21 protein-coding genes are annotated in these 19,000 nt (G+C 61.1%); 15 read left to right on the top strand and 6 right to left on the bottom strand.

Annotated elements, in window-relative coordinates:
* Positions 1–5 precede the first annotated feature (5 nt).
* The gene (locus tag NBH21_RS17265) at positions 6–659 is read right to left on the bottom strand and encodes a thiamine phosphate synthase (protein WP_250915471.1); all 654 of its coding nucleotides are present in this window, start codon (positions 657–659) and stop codon (positions 6–8) included.
* A gap of 252 nt (positions 660–911) precedes the next feature.
* Between NBH21_RS17265 and NBH21_RS17260 the strand changes: the two genes are divergently transcribed.
* Positions 912–1,172, top strand: a complete 261-nt coding sequence (locus tag NBH21_RS17260) for an ArsR/SmtB family transcription factor (RefSeq protein ID WP_250915470.1) — start codon at positions 912–914, stop codon at positions 1,170–1,172.
* Between the two features lie 172 nt (positions 1,173–1,344).
* Here the strand turns inward: NBH21_RS17260 and NBH21_RS17255 are convergent, their stop codons facing one another.
* A complete protein-coding gene (locus tag NBH21_RS17255; RefSeq protein WP_099058780.1) occupies positions 1,345–1,521 on the bottom strand; it encodes a YdcH family protein in 177 nt (58 codons plus the stop codon).
* A 235-nt stretch (positions 1,522–1,756) separates the two neighbouring features.
* Between NBH21_RS17255 and NBH21_RS17250 the strand changes: the two genes are divergently transcribed.
* The 5 genes from NBH21_RS17250 (at position 1,757) to NBH21_RS17230 (ending at position 4,587) form a co-directional block, all read left to right on the top strand.
* Positions 1,757–1,960: a YdcH family protein gene (locus tag NBH21_RS17250; protein ID WP_250915469.1), complete on the top strand. Its 204-nt coding sequence runs from the start codon at positions 1,757–1,759 to the stop codon at positions 1,958–1,960.
* Positions 1,961–1,980: 20 nt separating this feature from the next.
* On the top strand, positions 1,981–2,481 hold the full coding sequence (purE, locus tag NBH21_RS17245; RefSeq protein WP_250915468.1) for a 5-(carboxyamino)imidazole ribonucleotide mutase: 501 nt from the start codon (positions 1,981–1,983) through the stop codon (positions 2,479–2,481).
* Positions 2,478–3,545 carry a 5-(carboxyamino)imidazole ribonucleotide synthase gene (locus tag NBH21_RS17240; RefSeq protein ID WP_250915467.1) on the top strand — a complete coding sequence of 356 codons (1,068 nt, stop codon included), beginning with the start codon at positions 2,478–2,480 and terminating at the stop codon, positions 3,543–3,545. The genes purE and NBH21_RS17240 overlap by 4 nt, the downstream gene beginning before the upstream one ends.
* A 177-nt stretch (positions 3,546–3,722) precedes the next feature.
* A complete protein-coding gene (gene ykgO, locus NBH21_RS17235; RefSeq protein WP_003497670.1) occupies positions 3,723–3,848 on the top strand; it encodes a type B 50S ribosomal protein L36 in 126 nt (41 codons plus the stop codon).
* 121 nt (positions 3,849–3,969) lie between these two features.
* Positions 3,970–4,587: a tetratricopeptide repeat protein gene (locus NBH21_RS17230; RefSeq protein WP_250915466.1), complete on the top strand. Its 618-nt coding sequence runs from the start codon at positions 3,970–3,972 to the stop codon at positions 4,585–4,587.
* A 79-nt stretch (positions 4,588–4,666) separates the two neighbouring features.
* On the opposite strand, the gene pyk is transcribed toward NBH21_RS17230, so the two are convergent.
* Positions 4,667–6,106: a pyruvate kinase gene (gene pyk, locus NBH21_RS17225; protein ID WP_163900771.1), complete on the bottom strand. Its 1,440-nt coding sequence runs from the start codon at positions 6,104–6,106 to the stop codon at positions 4,667–4,669.
* Positions 6,106–6,498, bottom strand: coding sequence for a DUF1036 domain-containing protein (locus NBH21_RS17220; RefSeq protein WP_099060122.1), 393 nt, complete (start codon positions 6,496–6,498; stop codon positions 6,106–6,108). Before NBH21_RS17220 ends, pyk begins: the two co-directional genes overlap by 1 nt.
* Before the next feature lie 288 nt (positions 6,499–6,786).
* Between NBH21_RS17220 and NBH21_RS17215 the strand changes: the two genes are divergently transcribed.
* The 3 genes from NBH21_RS17215 (at position 6,787) to NBH21_RS17205 (ending at position 8,465) form a co-directional block, all read left to right on the top strand.
* Positions 6,787–7,581 carry an N-formylglutamate amidohydrolase gene (locus NBH21_RS17215; protein ID WP_250915465.1) on the top strand — a complete coding sequence of 265 codons (795 nt, stop codon included), beginning with the start codon at positions 6,787–6,789 and terminating at the stop codon, positions 7,579–7,581.
* Between the two features lie 135 nt (positions 7,582–7,716).
* Positions 7,717–8,022 carry a DUF1244 domain-containing protein gene (locus NBH21_RS17210; RefSeq protein WP_250915464.1) on the top strand — a complete coding sequence of 102 codons (306 nt, stop codon included), beginning with the start codon at positions 7,717–7,719 and terminating at the stop codon, positions 8,020–8,022.
* Between the two features lie 179 nt (positions 8,023–8,201).
* On the top strand, positions 8,202–8,465 hold the full coding sequence (locus tag NBH21_RS17205; RefSeq protein WP_099058787.1) for a DUF2312 domain-containing protein: 264 nt from the start codon (positions 8,202–8,204) through the stop codon (positions 8,463–8,465).
* An 88-nt stretch (positions 8,466–8,553) separates the two neighbouring features.
* On the opposite strand, the gene mepK is transcribed toward NBH21_RS17205, so the two are convergent.
* Positions 8,554–10,401 carry a peptidoglycan L,D-endopeptidase MepK gene (gene mepK, locus NBH21_RS17200; protein ID WP_250915463.1) on the bottom strand — a complete coding sequence of 616 codons (1,848 nt, stop codon included), beginning with the start codon at positions 10,399–10,401 and terminating at the stop codon, positions 8,554–8,556.
* 255 nt (positions 10,402–10,656) lie between these two features.
* The gene (locus tag NBH21_RS17195) at positions 10,657–12,204 is read right to left on the bottom strand and encodes a sigma-54-dependent transcriptional regulator (RefSeq protein ID WP_250915462.1); all 1,548 of its coding nucleotides are present in this window, start codon (positions 12,202–12,204) and stop codon (positions 10,657–10,659) included.
* 239 nt (positions 12,205–12,443) lie between these two features.
* Between NBH21_RS17195 and NBH21_RS17190 the strand changes: the two genes are divergently transcribed.
* The 6 genes from NBH21_RS17190 (at position 12,444) to NBH21_RS17165 (ending at position 18,982) form a co-directional block, all read left to right on the top strand.
* Positions 12,444–14,297: a M3 family oligoendopeptidase gene (locus NBH21_RS17190; RefSeq protein WP_250915461.1), complete on the top strand. Its 1,854-nt coding sequence runs from the start codon at positions 12,444–12,446 to the stop codon at positions 14,295–14,297.
* Positions 14,298–14,317: 20 nt separating this feature from the next.
* A complete protein-coding gene (locus tag NBH21_RS17185) occupies positions 14,318–15,478 on the top strand; it encodes an aminodeoxychorismate synthase component I (RefSeq protein ID WP_250915460.1) in 1,161 nt (386 codons plus the stop codon).
* Complete coding sequence (locus tag NBH21_RS17180; RefSeq protein ID WP_250915459.1) at positions 15,463–16,092, top strand: aminotransferase class IV family protein; 630 nt, start codon at positions 15,463–15,465, stop codon at positions 16,090–16,092. Before NBH21_RS17185 ends, NBH21_RS17180 begins: the two co-directional genes overlap by 16 nt.
* Positions 16,092–16,376 (top strand): YciI family protein, encoded by a 285-nt coding sequence (locus tag NBH21_RS17175; RefSeq protein WP_250915458.1) that lies wholly within the window; start codon positions 16,092–16,094, stop codon positions 16,374–16,376. Before NBH21_RS17180 ends, NBH21_RS17175 begins: the two co-directional genes overlap by 1 nt.
* A 39-nt stretch (positions 16,377–16,415) precedes the next feature.
* Positions 16,416–17,342 (top strand): heme-dependent oxidative N-demethylase family protein, encoded by a 927-nt coding sequence (locus tag NBH21_RS17170; protein ID WP_250915457.1) that lies wholly within the window; start codon positions 16,416–16,418, stop codon positions 17,340–17,342.
* A 197-nt stretch (positions 17,343–17,539) separates the two neighbouring features.
* Complete coding sequence (locus NBH21_RS17165; protein WP_250915456.1) at positions 17,540–18,982, top strand: homospermidine synthase; 1,443 nt, start codon at positions 17,540–17,542, stop codon at positions 18,980–18,982.
* Positions 18,983–19,000: the final 18 nt, after the last annotated feature.

The following is a 19,000-nucleotide window of genomic DNA, read 5'->3' as shown; positions in this document are numbered from 1 at the left end:
GCGTATCAATCTTCAAACCGTGGCGCTTTTTCGTCAAGTTCGGCGTTGACCTGGGCAATAATGGTCGCAGCCTGCGCCGGATCGGCGAAAACGGCCTCCCGCAGCGCCACGAATTCGACACCCGTGGCTGCAACGACGATTGCCGAAGACGGATCAGTTCCTCCCATCACGATGCAGGGAATATCGATCATCGACGACCACCATTCGCCGAGCGCGAGGTTCTTCGAATGCGCCTCCGGCTTGATGTCTCCATCGAGGCGGCCGAAAAACACGTAATCGGGCTGCACCTCGCCGATCTCAAGTGCATGATGGCGGTCCATCGCATTGCCACCGCCGACGATCATCTTCGGAACGTGCTTTTCCACGGCCTCCGCCAGCGCCGCCACATTACCGCTGATGTGAAGCCCATCGGCCTTTGCCCGGCCGGCAACCCGGCTGTTGTCGGCAATCAGTGCAGCAGCGCCTGCATCCTGAATGACAGGGACGAGCAGTTCGGCATGGCACTGGAAAGCCGTATCATCAAGGCCGTATTGCGGCAGGATAACGGAAGCGACGTCGCCGCCCTTCAGCGCATCGCCGACGATCCGGGCCTTTTCCTCGGCATCGGCGATATCGGGAACGATCAGGACGAGGCGGCAGCGGTCTTCGGTCTTGGTCATGGGGCGCGATCCGTTCCGGGAGGATGGCCTGTAACGGCAGCTCCCCCCTCTCTTTTGTTCAAGCAAATCCGATAGACGGGTCTAGCAGAAGGATCAACAGAAACAAACGATACCGGCATCGTCTTTAAGTCCCTCCCCGTAATGGCCGATACCGACAAGGCCCAGCTGGCGACGTCCGGCGCCGCGCCAGACCGCAGGTTGCAATGCACACGCTCGCTTGCCGCGCACGGCCGATTGACGTAACCTGCCTTCATGTCGACCACGGACCCCTTTTCAGCGATTGCCGATCCGAACAGGCGTTACCTGCTCGAGGAATTGCGGCGCGCGCCGAAAACGGTCAGCGATCTCGCGAACGGTCTGCCGATCAGCCGCCCCGCCGTCTCCCAGCACCTCAAGGCGCTTCTCGATTGCGAACTGGTCACCGTGACCTCCGAGGGCACGAAACGCATCTACTCGGTCAACCGTCACGGCTTCGACAAGCTCAACCTCTGGCTCGATCAGTTCTGGTCCTGAAAGCCGCAGTCGTCACGGCCGGCATCACCCTCCATCTTCCTTTCCGAAAAACAAGAACCCCGGAAATCGCTCTGATTTCCGAGGTTCCGCTTGGGAGTTGGCTACTTACTCTTCACATCGGGCGGGACCAGCTCTTCATGGCGATCCCCGGCCGGCGCAGCCTTTCTATTGGTTAATGTCGCGTGGACGCTCTCAGGCGTTCCATTTCGTCTTTGATACGCAACTTGAGCCGCTTCAGTTCGGCAATGTGATGGTCATTCTTGGAGGGAGAGACAAGAGCGTGATGGAGCTTCTCCTCAAGCGCGCCATGCTTCTTTTCGAGCGATTCAAGATGAGCCTGTATGGTCATTTGATGCGTCCTTCCTTTCGCCTACTTCCAGCCCTCTATCGCTGGAGTTTCAGGCTTTGCAAAAGTAATGTGACATGAAGATTGCGACTTGTCGAAGGCGAAATTGCCATTTCGGCACTGCAAAAACGCAGAGAAGGATAACTTCCCGTTACCGGTATTTGATGATAGGAGCTTGCGGGAATCTTCGGTGCGCCTCACAAACGAAGGCGTAAAGAGCGAGAGTGGGGACAGGACAATGCCCGATCAGGAACAGGCCGACATCCGGCTGGCGCTGGCGCGGCTCCGGCAGGAGCATGAGGATTATGACGCTGCCATCAACGCGATGATCGAGACGGGTTGCGAGGCCCTGCGTATCCAGCGCATGAAGAAGAAGAAGCTGGTCATCAAGGACAGGATGACCAAGCTGGAAGACCAGATTATCCCTGACATTATCGCGTGAACGGCCTGCAAGGAGACCCGATGCCTGAAGAGCGCCCGCCTGTCGCCATCATCATGGGAAGCCAGTCAGACTGGGAGACCATGAAGAACGCCGCCGATACGCTCGAGATCCTCGGCGTCGACTATGAGGCCCGCATCATTTCAGCGCATCGCACGCCCGACCGGCTGGTGGCCTTTGCCAAGGGCGCCCGCGACGAAGGCTTCAAGGTCATCATCGCCGGCGCTGGCGGTGCCGCCCATCTTCCGGGCATGACCGCCGCCATGACCCCTCTTCCGGTCTTCGGCGTACCGGTCCAGTCGAGGGCTCTTTCCGGTCAGGACAGCCTGCTTTCGATCGTGCAGATGCCGGCAGGCATTCCGGTCGGCACGCTTGCCATCGGCAAGGCCGGTGCGGTCAATGCAGCACTTCTGGCCGCAGCTGTCCTCGCCCTCTACGACGACGACCTCGCCGAGCGGCTCGACGAATGGCGCGAGCGCCAGACCGACGCAGTTGCAGAATACCCGCTGGACGACACGCCATGACCGCCAGAACGATCGGCATCATCGGCGGCGGCCAGCTCGGCCGCATGCTGGCCATGGCTGCGGCGCGCCTCAATTTCCGCACCGTGATTCTGGAGCCGCAGGCCGACTGTCCGGCAGCGCAACTGGCCAACAGCCAGATTGTCGCTCCTTACAACGATCCGGACGCCCTTGCTGAACTTGCCGCCGCCTGCGAGATCGTCACCTACGAATTCGAAAACGTGCCCGTCGAGGCCGCTGAGATCCTTGCCCGCAGCGTACCGGTTTTCCCGCCGCCGAAGGCGCTGGAAGTCGCGCAGGACCGCCTGACGGAAAAGCGCTTCCTCAATGGATGCGGCATCCCGACCGCCCGCTACCATGCCGTCGACAGCCAGGAACAGCTTGAAGCGGCCCTTGTCGACTTCGGCGGCGCCGGCGTCCTGAAGACCCGCCGCCTCGGCTATGACGGCAAGGGACAGCGCGTCTTCCGTACTTCCGCCGACAGCCCGGCAGGCGCTTTCGCCGACCTCGGCAACGTTCCGCTGATCCTCGAGAGCTTCGTGCCTTTCGAGCGCGAGATCTCGATCATTGCGGCACGCGGCACCGATGGCGTGGTCGCCTGCTACGATCCGGCCGAGAACGTTCATCGCAACGGCATTCTGGATACCTCCACCCTGCCCGCCCGAATCGGGACGGCAACGGCAGACGCCGCACGCGAAGCCGCAAGCGCCCTGCTGGCAGCCCTCGACTATGTCGGCGTCGTCGGCATGGAGTTCTTCGTGCTCGCGGACGGCAGCCTGATCGCCAACGAAATCGCCCCGCGCGTCCACAATTCCGGACACTGGACGGAAGCCGCCTGCGTCGTCTCCCAGTTCGAGCAGCACATCCGCGCGATTGCCTCGCTGCCGCTTGGCAGTCCGGCTCGCCATTCCGATTGCGTGATGACCAATCTCATCGGCGACGACATCGAGGCTGTGCCCGCCTGGCTCGCCAGGCCCGACGTATTCGTCCACCTTTATGGCAAGACAGAAGCCCGCCCCGGAAGAAAGATGGGGCATGTTACGGAATTGTCTCCAATCAGGCCTTGAAGAATCGCCAAAATTGCCGGTATCTGGCGCGGAAAGCCGGGGAACCGGTTGACACGAGGGGTCAGGTCGGAGTATTTGCCACCAACCCTTTAGGAGCGCGCCCCGCGGCGCGCTTTTGATTGTTAAGAGACAGCGGGCGAATGTGACATTCCCCGGCAACAGTTGCGGACCAGAAAAATGAAGATCAAGAACTCGCTGAAAGCGCTCAAGGCCCGTCATCGCGACAACCGTCTGGTTCGCCGCAAGGGCCGCGTATACATCATCAACAAGCAGAACCCGCGCTTCAAGGCTCGTCAGGGCTGAGGCTTTCCATCGCCCTTGGGCGATGGCGGATTTGCAGATCGTTTCCGGCGGTTTCGCCGGAGACTGTTGATAGCAAAGATTTGAATATGAAAGCTGGCGCAAGCGGTTTATTCTGACCGTTATGCGCCGCTTTCGTTTTCATCGACTGTTCTTCGTCGCGCCCCTTGTGGCGATAGTTTCGGTCGTGCTTGCCACAGGCCAGGCGTCTGCACAGGATGCAGAACAGCACGCGGCGATTGCCGGCGAGCAGACCGATGCCGCCCGCACCATTGACCAGTTGCTGACCAGCCTGAAGCGGGAGCGCAACCCGGAAGCGGCCAACCGCATCTCTGCCGAGATCATGGGCACATGGAATGATTCCGGCAGTCCTACCGTCAATCTCCTGATGCAGTGGGCGAACACCGCCATTTCCGAGAAGCGTAATCCCGCCGCCCTCGACTTCATCGATCAGGCCATCGTTCTGAAACCCGACTTCGTCGGCGCATGGAACCTCAGGGCCACGCTGAACTACACCATGGGCAATTACCGGAAATCGGTTTCCGACATCAATCATGTCCTGTCTCTGGAGCCCCGGCACTTCGGCGCTCTGGCAGGCCTCGCAGCGATCCTCAGCGAGCGTGGCAGCGAGGAGATGGCGCTCAAGGCATGGGAACGCTACCTCGACATCTACCCGGCCGACCGCGACGCCCAGAACCTCGTCAACAAACTCGAAGAAAAGCTCGCCGGCAGCCGCACATAGGGCGCGGACCCTTTCCCCTAAACCGGGCATGAAAAAGCCGCCATGAGGCGGCTTTTTCATTATTACGCTTCAGAACCGGTCAGATGCCCGAAAGGCCGTCGGGACCAATATAGGCAATGCGCAGCATGTTCGTGGAACCGGGCGTGCCGAGCGGCACGCCGGCGGAGATGATGACGCGGTCGCCGGGCTTGCCGAACTCTTCCTCAACGACAATACGGCAGGCACGATTGACCATATCGTCGAGGTCGGTCGGTTCCTCAGAGACCACACAGTGCAGACCCCAGACAACCGACAGGCGGCGTGCGGTCTGAATGACCGGGGACAGCGCCAGGATCGGCACTTCCGGCCGCTCGCGAGAGGCGCGTAGCCCCGTATTGCCGGACGAGGTGTAGCAGACGATCGCCTGCAGTTTGAGAGTCTCGGCGATCTGGCGCGCGGCGAGCGAGATCGCATCCGCTCCGGTTGCTTCCGGCTGAGCGCGCTGGGCATAGATGATGCCCGGATAATGCGGCTCGCGTTCGATCGTAGAGGCGATAGAAGCCATGGTGGCAACAGCTTCGACCGGATACTGGCCGGAGGCAGATTCCGCCGACAGCATGATCGCATCGGCGCCTTCGAAAACTGCGGTCGCGACGTCGGAGACTTCGGCGCGCGTCGGCACCGGAGCGGAAATCATCGATTCCAGCATCTGGGTGGCAACGACCACAGGCTTGCCAGCACGGCGGCAGGCGCGGATCAGCTGCTTCTGCAGACCTGGAACGGCTTCCAGCGGCATTTCCACGCCAAGGTCGCCACGGGCCACCATCAGGGCGTCAGAAAGCTCGATGATCTCATCGATACGCTCGATGGCCTGCGGCTTTTCGATCTTGGACATCAGGCCGACGCGGCCCCGCGCAACCTTGCGCACTTCGGCAAGGTCTTCGGGGCGCTGGATGAAGGAAAGCGCCACCCAGTCGGCTTCGCCGGTCGCCAGAACGGCATCGAGATCGGCGCGGTCCTTGTCGGTCAGAACGCCGGTCGCCAGCAGGGTGTCCGGCAGGCTCACGCCCTTGCGGTCGGAAATCTTGGTGCCGGAGATGACGGTGGTCACGATGCTCTTGCCGTCGCACTTTTCGGCGCGCAGATGCAGCTTGCCGTCATCGATCAGCAGACGATGGCCCGGCTTGACGGATTCGAGGATTTCCGGATGGGGAAGGTAGACGCGGGTGTTGTCGCCTGGCTCGTCCTTGTTGTCGAGTGTAAAGGTCTGGCCAGGAACCAGCTCAACGGTGGTCGCGGCAAACTTGCCGACGCGCAGCTTGGGTCCCTGAAGGTCGCACAAAATGCCGATCGGCCGGCCACAGGCCGCTTCGACGGAGCGGATCTTGGCTATGAGGCCGCGCATCACATCATGGCTCGCATGGCTCATGTTGATGCGGAAAAGATCTGCACCCGCCTCATGAAGCTTTCGGATCATCGCCTCATCGGACGATGCCGGGCCCAGCGTGGCAAGGATCTTCACTTTGCGGTTACGCTTCATCAGTTCTGGCTTTCCTGTGGTGTACCCGGCGTATCGGAAAGCTGGACCATCCAACTGCCCTGTCGGCCTGTGTCGTATTCCTTGAAGCCCATCTGCTGGTAGCCGCGGGCGAAGCAATCCTTCACACCAACGATCTTGAACTCGTTTTCGGCGACACACATGTTGATGTCACCGGTCCAGCGGCCGCCACGGGCAGCGTCTTCAGCATAGAGATAATAGTAGCGAGACTGCAGCTCGCCCTCGATGAGGGTTGCGCATGTCGATGCCGGCACCTGCCACCAGCCCTCGGTGATCCAACCCTCTTCGGCGCGATACCCGATCGCTACGCCAACAAGGTTCTGCGTTCCGTTACAGACCCGGAATTCCGCATGTGCGGCACCCGCCGCGAACATAGGTGAGAGAAGTGCGCCGGCGATCAGGAGGGGGCGCAAATGACGCTTGGCCTTGCCGGCCAGAGGAGATTGAATTTGCTTCAGCACGGTTTCCGCCGGAACTCCATCTTTGTGCGTCGACAGCCTTCTTGCGATGATGCACCAAGAATGTCAACGCAACTCTAATCGATTGTAATTGTGGCCTGAACCATCGGGACGGATCTTGGCACAAACGTGACCGAGACGAAAGCTTGCGCTCGCCTTTCCCCCATGTCATCAAGCCCGTCACTCCTTTTCCGGCAGCGCGTCATGCAAGACTTCAATCCGTTTGAAATCATATCCGGCCAATATGACAGGGCTTTGGTTCTGCTCGGCGACCACGCGACAAACCGCGTACCGGAAAAGTATGGCCGGCTCGGCCTTCCGCAATCCGCCTTCTTGCGCCACATTGCCTACGACATCGGCATCGAGGCGCTGACGCGCCGGCTCGCTTCCATGCTCGGCGTACCGGCGGTAATGAGTTGCTTCTCCCGCCTGCTGATTGATCCGAACCGCGGCGAGGACGATCCGACCCTCATCATGAAGATCTCGGACGGCGCGATCATTCCGGGTAATCATCCGATCACCGAAGAGGAATGGAACGAGCGCATCGCCACCTATCACCGCCCCTATCACGAGGCAGTGAGCCACACGATTGCGGAAGTGGCAAAAGCATCCGGCAAAGCGCCGCTGGTGCTGTCGCTCCATTCGTTCACGCCTTTCTGGAAGGACGTGCCCCGCCCTTGGCATGCCGCGGTACTGTGGGATAGCGACCGGCGAGCCGCAGGGGCGCTGATCGACAGGCTCCGCCAGCCGGGCGACATACTGGTCGGCGACAACGAGCCCTATGACGGTGCGCTCAGAGGCGATACCATGTACCGGCATTGCATGATGACGGGCATTCCCCACGCGCTTCTCGAAGTCCGTCAAGACCTGATCGGCAGCGAGGAAGGTGTTGAAGCCTGGGCCACCCGTCTGGCGCCGATCTTCGAGGCACTCAATGCAGACCCCGCGCTGCATGCCTATGAGGTGCATGTATCGCGCACCGGCCCCTACCCCGTCTAGGGTCGCCCCCGTCTTGGGTCGCCATGGGAAGCCGATTGGCGTTTTCACGGCGACGGCAAGAGATAGAATGCAGAGATAGAGCGCAAGCCGTGATCCCGAGGGATCACGGCGCGCTTCGGAGACAGGAAATAAGCAATGAGCAAGCCAGACGAACAACAGCAGATCGAACTGGAAGCGGCAGTATTGCGCCGCCTCGTCGCCCACCTGCGGGAACGCAGCGATGTCCAGAACATCGACATGATGAACCTGGCGGGATTTTGTCGCAATTGCCTGTCCAACTGGTATCTTGAGGCCGCCGACAAGGCCGGTCTCGAAGTGACCAGGGACGAATCCCGTGAGCTCATTTACGGCATGCCCTACGAAGAATGGAAAGCCCTTCACCAGAAGGAAGCCAGCGAGGCGCAGAAAGCCGATTTCGAGCGCAACAAGCCGAAGGAGTAAGCGGAAAGCCGTCAGCCCACAGCATCGACGGCTTTGCGAAGACGGGTGTCCAGCCCCTCAGATCGAGGCCTTCAGAGCAAATCCCATCGACCGCAATGCGCTTTAGGTCTTGACGCGGCCACGGCTTCGCGGCAGGTCAGCCCCCACGAACGAATTCCGAGATATCAAGGAGATTATCAATGTCTGATGCCCACGGCGTCGCCCGCGACCAACTCCGCGCCTTTGTCGAGCGCATCGAGCGCCTGGAAGAAGAAAAGAAGACCATCGCCGACGACATCAAGGACGTCTACGGCGAAGCCAAGTCCATGGGCTTCGACACCAAGATCCTCAAGAAGGTCATCGCGCTGCGCAAGAAGGACGAGCAGGAACGCATGGAGGAGGACCTGATCCTCGACACCTACCTGCATGCCCTCGGCATGATCGAGAGCCCGCCGGAAGGCTGAGCCTCGAGACAGCACGAAACATCAAAAAACCCGCCGGAATGTCCGGCGGGTTTTTTCTTGTCGGTGAAGGACGGAAAATATGTCCGGATCAGGGAGCGCCGAAGCGGTTCGGGTCCACGGTCGTCGCGCCCTGCTGGAAGCCGACCGGATACACCGTCGCGGGCGCGGTCAGCGAACGGCTGACGATGCGCGGCGCCTTGACCGGCTTTGCGACGTTTTCGAAGCGATCCTTGTTCAGCGCCCACTGGGCAATCATGTTCTTGGTGAGCTTCGTACCACCGGTCATCGCCATGCGGGCCTGCTCTGCCTCGACCTGGCTCGGACGGCCACCCTTGGCGGGCAGACCGGCTTTCACGCCGCTTTCGTCCGGCTCCGGAGCGACAAAGACGAAGGTATCGCCGAAATCGACTGCACGCGTCGCAGGCTTCTGGTCGATCGAAGCAACCTGCGTCGGCGCAGCCTTCGGCGCGGCCGGCTTGGGCTGGATCGCAGCCGGAGCGACAGGCGCTGACTTATCTGCGGTGGTCGGCGCCGGTTGCGGGGTCGGAACCACCGCAACGGGGGCTGCGGTCAACTCGGCTTCAGCAGGACGTTCAGCCGGCGTCGGCATGCTGTCCTGCGCGTTGCTCTGCTCAAGAGCGGCGGCAGCTTCCGGCGACAGGATGGCCTGTTCGACTTCATCGACATCCGCCTCGGGTTCCGCATCGGCGCTGGCGAGCAGAGCCTCGGCAACCGTCGGCCGGGCCGTCGGCAGCGGGATATGGCTGTCGTCGACCATGTTCGGATCGATCGACGCAGTCATCACGCCGGCAGGCTGGGCCCCACGATTACCGAGCAGGGTCGGAACCGGAACCTTCATCGACTGCAGGTCGGCAAATTCATCGCCATTGGTCGGCGCGCCGGCTGCGACCTTGGACAAGGCGTCCTCTGCAGCGCTGCGGTTCGACGAATAGAGCGCCACGGCAAGGCTGGTATCTGCCTGCTTCAGCGACGGCCTCGATTGTGGCACCGGCGCATTGAGGGCCAGCTGGTTTTCAGGCGGTGCGGCAGTCAGCACCTGCTGAGCCGGAGCAATGCCCGGAGGAGGAGTGGCAGTGGCAACCATCGTCGGCTCCGCCGCCGTCACGACGGGCTGAGGTGCAACGGAGGGCCGTTCGGCCGGTACTCCGACGTCCTCTTCCTCGTCCTCGTCGCCACCACCTCCGAAGAGAGCGGCCAGGAAGCTCTTGCGCTTGCCGGGTTTGGCATCCGCAACGATGACCTGGTTGGAGCTGACGCGCTGCTTGTAATCGGCTAGCGCCTGCTGGTAACCCGGCAACGGCTTGCCATCGGCCGGAATGTGCAGCGTCTTGCCGTCAGGGAAGAGGCGGACGAGATCCTGACGCGACATGCGCGGCCATGCGCGAACGGAGGCCACGTCCATGTGCACGAACGGCGAGCCGGAATTCGGATAGTAACCGACGCCGCCGACCTGCATCTTCATACCGATTTCACGCAGCGTCTTGAGCTGTACGCCCGGGATATAGAAATCCATCGCCGTGCCGCGCATATGCTGGCTTTCCTTGGCGACACCCTTGGAACGGGACCGGAGCATGGAATTGGTTTCCGGCGAACGATAACCTGAAACGACGTTGATGTAGCCCGAAGCACCGGCGCGCCGATAGACCTCCCATACGAGGTCAAACAGGCGCGGATCCATCTTGGTCGGCTGGTTGCGACGCCAGTCGCGCAGAATGACGTTGAGCTGCTTCAGGCCGTTCGCATCATAGCGACCGTTGCGCTTGAAGGTGATGGCAGCCTTTTCGCCGGTGTGGACAAAATGGATCTTCAGTGTACGGGTTTCGGCATGGGCGGAAGAGGAGGCACCGAACAGCATGAAGGTGCTGACAATAAGGACAGCAAGGACGGTGAAGCACAATTGGGCGGCTGAACGCACGCGTGCAGCCCGATGGCTGCGCCCTATTCTTTCAACAGGCGCGCTTGTTTCATGCGGATTCTGCAATTCTATCCCCGTCCGAAAGACTACGTCCCACGCCAACTCACATGGATGTCAAATGCGGTAACACCATGGCAAATCTGCCACAGATGCACAAGCAATCCATATATAGTGAACGATTGTCTAACAAGTCATTCACTGTTCGTAAGGGAAGTTCTTTACCCAACCGTTAACGATTGGGCCTTTTTCGGCGGTTCAAGCGGCGTGTTTTTGCGGATCGTCAGGATCGATGCCGTAATCCTTGAGCTTGCGATAAAGCGTCGATCGACCGATCCCGAGCTTGCGCGCCACCTGGCTCATCTGGCCACGGTAGAATTTCAGCGCGAACCGAATCAGTTCCTCTTCCACATCCGCAAGCTTGCGAACGTTGCCCGCCTCGTCAGTGCTGACGATGACGTTGTCGGGCGGGGCTGCGGTGGCAGCAGATATCGCCACTTCGTTTCTTCTGGCGACGATCTCCTCGGCAACCGCGTGAGCCGAAGCAACCGCTGCTGCGACCGGCCTCTCCTCAAGCGGCGAACGCTGCATGACGGCGGCAAGGCCGCTTTCGCGTCCTTCCGACACCTGAGCGAGAACCTGCGGGAAGGACTGCTCGGTCAGCAGACCTCCATCGGAAAGCACGACGGCGCGGAAGACGGCATTCTCTAGCTGCCGGACATTGCCCGGCCAGTCGAAGCTCGTCAGCATGGCGAGAGTGGTCGCATCTATCGAAAGCGGCTTCGCGAGACGCTGCTCCGAAGAGAAGCGCTCGATGAAGGCCCGAACCAGATGCGGGATATCCTCCCTGCGGCGACGCAGCGCCGGGATCGTGATCGGAAAGACGTTCAGCCGGTAATAGAGATCCTCGCGGAAACGGCCGGACTTGACCTCCTCGATCAGATCCTTGTTGGTCGCAAGGATCAGCCGGACATTGACCTTGCGCGGCTTGCGGCCGCCGGAAGACTCGATCTCGCCCGACTGCACCGCGCCGAGCAGCTTGACCTGCAGATGCTGCGGCAGTTCGCTGATTTCCTCGATGAACAGCGTACCGCCATCGGCCTCGGCAAACTTGCCGGCTTGGCGTTCACCGGAGCCGGAGAGCGAAGCGCCCTCCGCGCCAAACAGTTGTGCATCCATCAACCCATGAGGAATAGCGGCGCAATTGAAGGACACGAAGCTCCGGCCCGCACGCTCGCTGGCGCCATGGATGGCACGCGCAAGCATCTCCTTGCCGACGCCCGCCTCGCCTTCCAGCATGATCGGGATCATCGACTGGCTGGCCCGACGTCCGAGTTCGACCGCCCGCGCCATGGCGGCACTTGCTGCGATGATGTCGCTGAAACCGACCGCACCCGAGCGGGCACGGCGAACCGGACGACCTTCAGAACCGTAGCGTCCAAATTTCAGGGCGCTTTCGATAGCCCCTACAACCCGCTCGGTCGAACACGGTTTCACCAGGAATTCGAACGCGCCCACACGCATCGCCTCGATTGCGTGCTGCATCGAACCTTCGGCCGTCTGCACGATCACGGGAGCGACGTGATGCAGGTCACCAAGCGCATTGATGAAACCGGCACCGGCGCGGGACGGATCGCTCAGATCCACAAGAATGACGTTGATCTCGTCGCGATGCTTGCGAAAGATGTTCAGCCCTTCGTGGTCGCTTTCGGCGATGTGAACTACATGGCCGTGCGCCTCGATCCCGGCTTTGAGTGAGCGGCGCTGCGCCGGATCTTCATCGATAACGAGGATATGCGCGTTCAATGTATGGCTCCCGGAATCATTCTGAGTTTCATCTGGTGCGTCATGCACCCGAAGTGTCATGCTTCAGCGCAGACTGTCAGAAAGGACTGAAGATCCTGTTTTGAGAAAAGCTCGCATTTTAGCAAAGCGCACAAGACGTTACCGCCGCTCTCGCTCAACGAACCGATCGTTCGGCTTGCTCCGCCCATCCGGACTGACTACATCTCCTCACCGACACGCAACCAACAGGAAGATCCGCCATGCCGAGAGACTTCACCCCCGCACGCGCACCGGCAGAAACCCAGTCGACGCTCACGGAAACCCGAAAGCTCGGTGAACTTCCGGTCTGGCGGCTGGAAGACCTCTATCCGTCCAGGACCTCGGATGCTTTCGTGGGCGATCTGGAAAAGGCTGCGAAGGATGCGTTGGCTTTCGAAACGAAGTGGAAGGGCAATCTCGCGACGGCCCTGAACGCCACGGGCAGCGACAGCCTTGCAGCGGCCCTTACGCAGATGGATGCGTTGGAGGACCTCCTCGGTCGCGTCGCCTCCTATGCCGGCCTCACCTATTATTCCGACATGACCAATATCGAAAACGGCAAGTTCTTCGGTGACGTTCAGGCCAAACTCACCGACATCTCCTCCCGCCTGCTTTTCTTCGCGCTGGAACTCAACCGCCTTGAAGATGAGGCGGTCGATGCCGCCATGGATCGCGATCCGGCGCTCGCCCATTATCGTCCGTGGATCGTCGATCTGCGCAAGGACAAGCCCTTCCAGCTCGATGACCGCATCGAACAGCTCTTCCTCGAAAAGTCGATGACGGGGGCCGCTGCCTTCAACCGCCTGTTCGATGAAACGCTCGCCTCGCTGCGCTTCAAGGTCGGCGACAAGGAACAGACGCTCGAACCGACGCTCACCATGCTGCAGGACGCCGACCCCGCGGTCCGCAAAAGCGCGGCCGAAGCCCTGTCGCAAACCTTCCGCGACAATATCCGCATCTTCGTGCTGGTCACCAACACGCTGGCCAAGGACAAGGAAATCTCCGACCGCTGGCGCGGTTTCGAGGACATCGCCGATGCCCGCCATCTTTCGAACCGCGTCGAGCGCGAAGTGGTGGATGCGCTGGCGGCTGCCGTGCGCGAAGCCTATCCCCGCCTCTCCCATCGCTATTATGCGATGAAGGCGAAGTGGCTCGGCATGGACCAGATGAACTACTGGGACCGCAACGCGCCGCTCAAGGAAACCCCTGACAGACTGATACCCTGGACCGAAGCGAAAGAAACCGTGCTTTCCGCCTATGGCAGCTTCGCGCCCGAGATGGCCGAGATCGCCTCCCGCTTCTTCGACGGCGGCTGGATCGACGCGCCCGCGCGTCCCGGCAAGGCGCCCGGCGCCTTCGCCCATCCGACGGTTCCCTCCGCCCACCCCTACGTGTTGCTCAACTATCTCGGCAAGCCGCGCGACGTCATGACGCTCGCCCATGAACTCGGCCACGGCGTTCATCAGGTACTCGCCGGAGCGCAGGGCGCGCTGATGTGCCAGACGCCGCTGACGCTTGCGGAGACAGCCTCCGTCTTCGGGGAGATGCTGACCTTCCGGGCGCTGCTCGACCGCACCACCGACAAGCGCGAACGCAAGGCCATGCTCGCCCAGAAGGTCGAGGACATGATCAATACGGTCGTGCGCCAGATCGCCTTTTACGAATTCGAGCGAAAGGTTCATACCGCCCGCAAGGAAGGCGAACTGACGGCCGAGAAGATCGGCGAGCTGTGGCTCTCCGTCCAGTCGGAAAGCCTCGGTCCTGCCATCCGGATTTCCGAAGGATACGAGAGCTGGTGGGCCTATATCCCCCACTTCATCCACTCGCCCTTCTACGTCTATGCCTATGCCTTCGGCGATTGCCTGGTGAACTCTCTCTATGCCGTCTACCGGCAGGCCGAGCAGGGTTTCCAGCAGAAGTATTTCGAGCTTCTGAAGGCCGGCGGCACCAAGCATCACTCCGAACTTCTCGCACCTTTCGGCCTCGATGCCACCGATCCGTCGTTCTGGGCCAAGGGCCTGTCGATGATAGAAGGGCTGATCGACGAGCTGGAGGCGCTTGATAAGGCGTCCTGAACCGGAGAACGCCCAGCCCCATGGCTGACCATTCCGCCTATGCGCTGTTCCGCGATGACCGTCGCGGAACAAGCCTGCTGTTCGCCGAACCGCGCGAGATCGTCACCGCGCGGAAAGCCGAAGACGTGTTGCCCGCCCTCGCCAGACTGGAAGAAGCACGCCGGGCCGGCAGATGGCTCGCCGGCTACGTCTCCTATGAGGCAGGTTATGTCTTCGAGGAAAAGCTCCGCCCGCTGATCGTTGACGACAGGGAAACGCCGCTTCTTTCAATCGGTATCTTCGACGCCCCTGAAGATCCCGATCATCCATTGGCATCCGCGCCGGAAGAACGGGCAGCAGAACCCTTCCTGACCGATCCACACGCCGCCTGGGATTTCGAAACCTATCGCGAGCGCTTCGACAGACTGCACCGGCATATCCGACGGGGCGACTGTTATCAGGCCAATCTCACCATGCCGGTGACGGCAAGCTGGTCCGGCAGCGCCCGCGCCGCCTTCTGGTCGCTCGTCGCCCGGCAGCCGGTCCATTACGGCGCGCTCATCGATCTCGGTGGTCCGGTCATCCTGTCGCGCTCGCCCGAACTCTTCTTCTCGACAGACCGCGATGGCTGGATCGAGACCCACCCGATGAAGGGCACGGCCCCGCGTGGCAAATCATCGGAAGAGGACGAGGCGATCATCGCCGCCATGCTCGCCGACGAGAAGACGCAGGCCGAGAACCGGATGATCGTCGATCTGCTTCGCAACGACATCTCCGTCATTAGCGAGGTCGGCACGCTGTCGGTGCCGAAACTCTTCGACATCGAGACCTATCCGACCGTGCATCAGATGGTCAGCCATGTCAGGGCGAAGCTGCTGCCCGACATTGGCCTGCCCGAGATCTTTCGCGCACTCTTTCCCTGCGGATCGATCACCGGCGCTCCGAAAATGTGGGCGATGCGCATTCTTCACGAACTGGAAGCGGGTCCGCGGGACGTCTATTGCGGTGCCATCGGTTATTGCGATCCGGCGGGACCGATGCGTTTTTCGGTGGCCATCCGCACTCTGGCACTTTTCAACGACCACCGCGCCGTCTTCAATGTCGGCGGCGGCATCGTTTTCGATTCGAAAGCCGAGGCCGAATATGAGGAATGTCTGCTCAAGGCGCGCTTTGCGGTAGGGGACCAATGGATTTCTCGCTGATCGAGACGATACGCTGGCAACCGGATGAAGGTTTCGTGCGGCTTGACCAGCACCTGCGCCGGCTCTGCCGCTCCGCCGACGCGCTGGGTTTTCGCCAGCCACAGGATGCCGCCGGCAAGCTTAACGCCGAAGTGGGCGGCGACGCGCCGCTGCGGGTCCGGCTGACGATGAGCTTTCGCGGCAAGATCGAGATCACCACTTCGCCCTTCGAGCCAGTGGCGGAAGAGACCGTCTGGAAACTCAGGATCGCGCCCAACCGCCTGAAATCAGACGACGCGCTCTATCGCCACAAAACCTCGCGCCGCGAACCCTATGAAGAGGCACGCGCCACCTTCAAAAAGGAAGAGGCCGACGAGGTGCTCCTTCTCAATGAACGCGGCGAAGTCTGCGAAGGCACCATCACCAACCTCTTTGCCGAAGCCGAGGACGGCCAACTCGTCACCCCCGCCCTGTTGAGCGGCCTGCTGCCCGGTGTGCTGAGGGCGGAACTCATTCGCCAACGCAAGGCGCGGAGCGAGGTGCTGAAGCCGGAGGACCTGAAGTTCCGCAAGCTCTTCGTCGGAAATTCCCTGCGTGGCCTGATCCGCGCCGAACTCGTTGAAAGTGACGCCTGATGTTCATTCTTTCCCTCACCTACAAGAAGTCGAATGAGGAAGCCGACCGCTATATGGAACCGCATATGGCTTGGGTGAAGGAAGGCTATGACAGCGGCATGTTCCTCGCCTCCGGCCGCAAGGTTCCCCGCACCGGCGGCGTTGTGCTCGCGGTTGGAGAGCGCGCAGCAATCGAGGCCTTCGTCGCGGCCGATCCTTTCACCCTCCACGGGATCGCCGACTACGATATTGTCGAGGTCGCCCTCACCCGTGTCGCCAACGGACTTGAAAAGCTTCAGGGTTGAGGAGAGACTGCATCTTCCTCTCGCCCGCCGAAACTGAAGATGATCCCCACCCACACACCCCCCGCCTATACGCCTTATGACGGCTCCTCCAAGCCCTTCTCCATTGGCCTCACCCCCATTGACCTGAACGACTGGATCGAACCCGACGGCGATCTCGCGACCTTTCTCGCGGAAAAGAAGGCGCTGGAGAAAACCCATTTCGACAATATCTTCCTTGCGGCGCCTGAATCGCTCGATGCCCAGCGAGAGACGCTTGCCCTGCTCACGGAGCACGTAACGACCCGTCATGCCGGCATTTACAGCCGCCGTGGCGACATTGTCGAAATGGCCGGCCATTCGGTCGATCTTTCCGATGAAACGAGGCCCCCGCTGCTGCGCGCCGGGTCGCTCGTTCAGGACGATCTCCTCATCCTGCGCCGGAAGGAAGACGGCTGGACGCTTGTGGCCGCCCACCTCGCCTTTCCTTCCTCATGGTCGCTGCCGGAAAAGTTCATGAAACCGATGGACCAGATCCATGCCGGCGTTCCGGGCTTTCAGGGCGGCACCCGCAACGCCACCCTCATCAACCGCATGTTCGACAAGCTGGATATGAACCAGCCGGTCAAGCGCTACAACTGGTCGGTCAACTGGCGCTACGCGCTTTACCATCCCCGTCCCGAGAAGACGGCGATCGAGCCGAACTCGCCGGGCGTCGCCGCAGCCAATGCCATCATCCGCATCGAGCGTCAGGTGCTCCGGCGGCTGCCGCAGACTGGCGATCTGCTGTTTACCGTCCGCATATATCTCGACCCATTGAAGGCGATCATGGAAGCGCCTGACGGCGCGCGCCTCGCAGCTTCGATGGCCGCCCAGCTCGAAGCGCTCGAGGAGGATCAGGTGAACTACAAGGGCCTTGCGGAAAAGCGCCGGGAACTGGTCGACTGTCTGCTCGATGTCGCGAGGCAGAAGGTCGCATCGGAAGCCTGAAAGGCTGCGGTATCGCGGACATGGAGCGTGTGCGGATCATTTCCGTCGAGGACGACGCCATGAATCCGCAAAACAACCGTCATAAACAGGCGTTACCGATCGGTGAGCGCCCTTTATTATGTCTGAAATCTATGATCTAGAGCGCGAATGTCGGAAAGCCCGATCGCTGCACCAAAGCTGCACCCAAGGAGAACCAAATGACCACAGAAGCCTATCCGGTTTACGGTGAGATCACCGGCCCGATCGTCATGATCGGCTTCGGCTCGATCGGCCGCGGAACACTGCCCCTGATCGAACGCCACTTCAAGTTCGACAAGAGCCGGATGGTGGTCATCGATCCCCGCAACGACGAGGCCGAACTGCTGGCTAAGCATGGCGTCAAGCACATCCAGGCCCATGTTACCAAGGACAACTACAAGGAGCTGCTGAAGCCCCTGCTCACCGCAGGCGGAGGCCAGGGCTTCTGCGTAAACCTTTCCGTCGATACCGGTTCGGTCGATCTGATGAAGCTCTGCCGCAAGCTCGACGTGCTCTACATCGACACCGTCGTCGAGCCCTGGCTCGGCTTCTACTTCGACAAGAACCTCAAGAACTCCGACCGCACCAACTATGCGCTGCGCGAAACTGCGCGCGCAGAGAAGCGGAAAAACCCGGGAGGCACCACCGCGGTTTCCACCTGCGGCGCAAACCCCGGCATGGTCTCCTGGTTCGTCAAGCAGGCTCTCGTCAACGTCGCTCATGAACTCGGCGTGAAGTTCGATGAGCCGTCTGCCGACGACCGCGACGGCTGGGCAAAGCTGATGAAGAAGGTCGGCGTCAAGGGTATTCACATCGCCGAACGCGACACCCAGCTCACCAAGAACCCGAAGCCACTCAACGTCTTCTGGAACACCTGGTCGGTGGAAGGCTTCATTTCCGAAGGTCTGCAGCCGGCAGAACTCGGCTGGGGCACCCACGAAAACTGGATGCCGAAGAACGCCAAGAAGCACAAGAAGGGCTGCAAGGCCGCAATCTATCTGGAGCAGCCGGGCGCCAACACCCGCGTGCGCACCTGGTGCCCGACCCCCGGCCCGCAATACGGTTTCCTCGTCACCCATAACGAGTCGATCTCGATTGCCGACTACTTCACGGTCGAGAAGGATGGCGAAGTCGTCTATCGTCCGACCTGCCACTATGCCTATCATCCGGCCAACGACGCCGTACTCTCCCTGCACGAAATGTTCGGCAACGGCGGCACCGCGCAGCCGGTCCTGCACGTCCTGGACGAGAACGAACTGGTCGAAGGCCTTGATGAACTCGGCGTGCTGCTCTACGGCCACGACAAGAATGCCTACTGGTACGGCTCGCGCCTCTCGCTCGAGGAAACCCGCCGTATCGCACCTTACCAGAACGCCACCGGCCTGCAGGTCAGCTCCGCTGTTCTCGCCGGCATGGTCTGGGCTCTTGAAAACCCGAAGGCCGGCATCGTCGAAGCCGACGAAATGGACTACAAGCGCTGCCTCGAAGTGCAGTCGCCCTATCTCGGCCCGGTCGAAGGACACTACACCGACTGGACCCCGCTCGCAGGTCGCCCGGGCCTCTTCCCCGAAGACATCGACGAGAAGGATCCCTGGCAGTTCAAGAACATTCTGGTTCGCTGAGCCGCAGTCCAGAAATGA

Source organism: Ciceribacter sichuanensis (assembly GCF_024055605.1).
Classification (GTDB): domain Bacteria; phylum Pseudomonadota; class Alphaproteobacteria; order Rhizobiales; family Rhizobiaceae; genus Allorhizobium; species Allorhizobium sichuanense.
The sequence above is the reverse complement of the archived record's forward strand: the minus strand, read 5'-3'. Positions and strand labels throughout refer to the sequence as shown.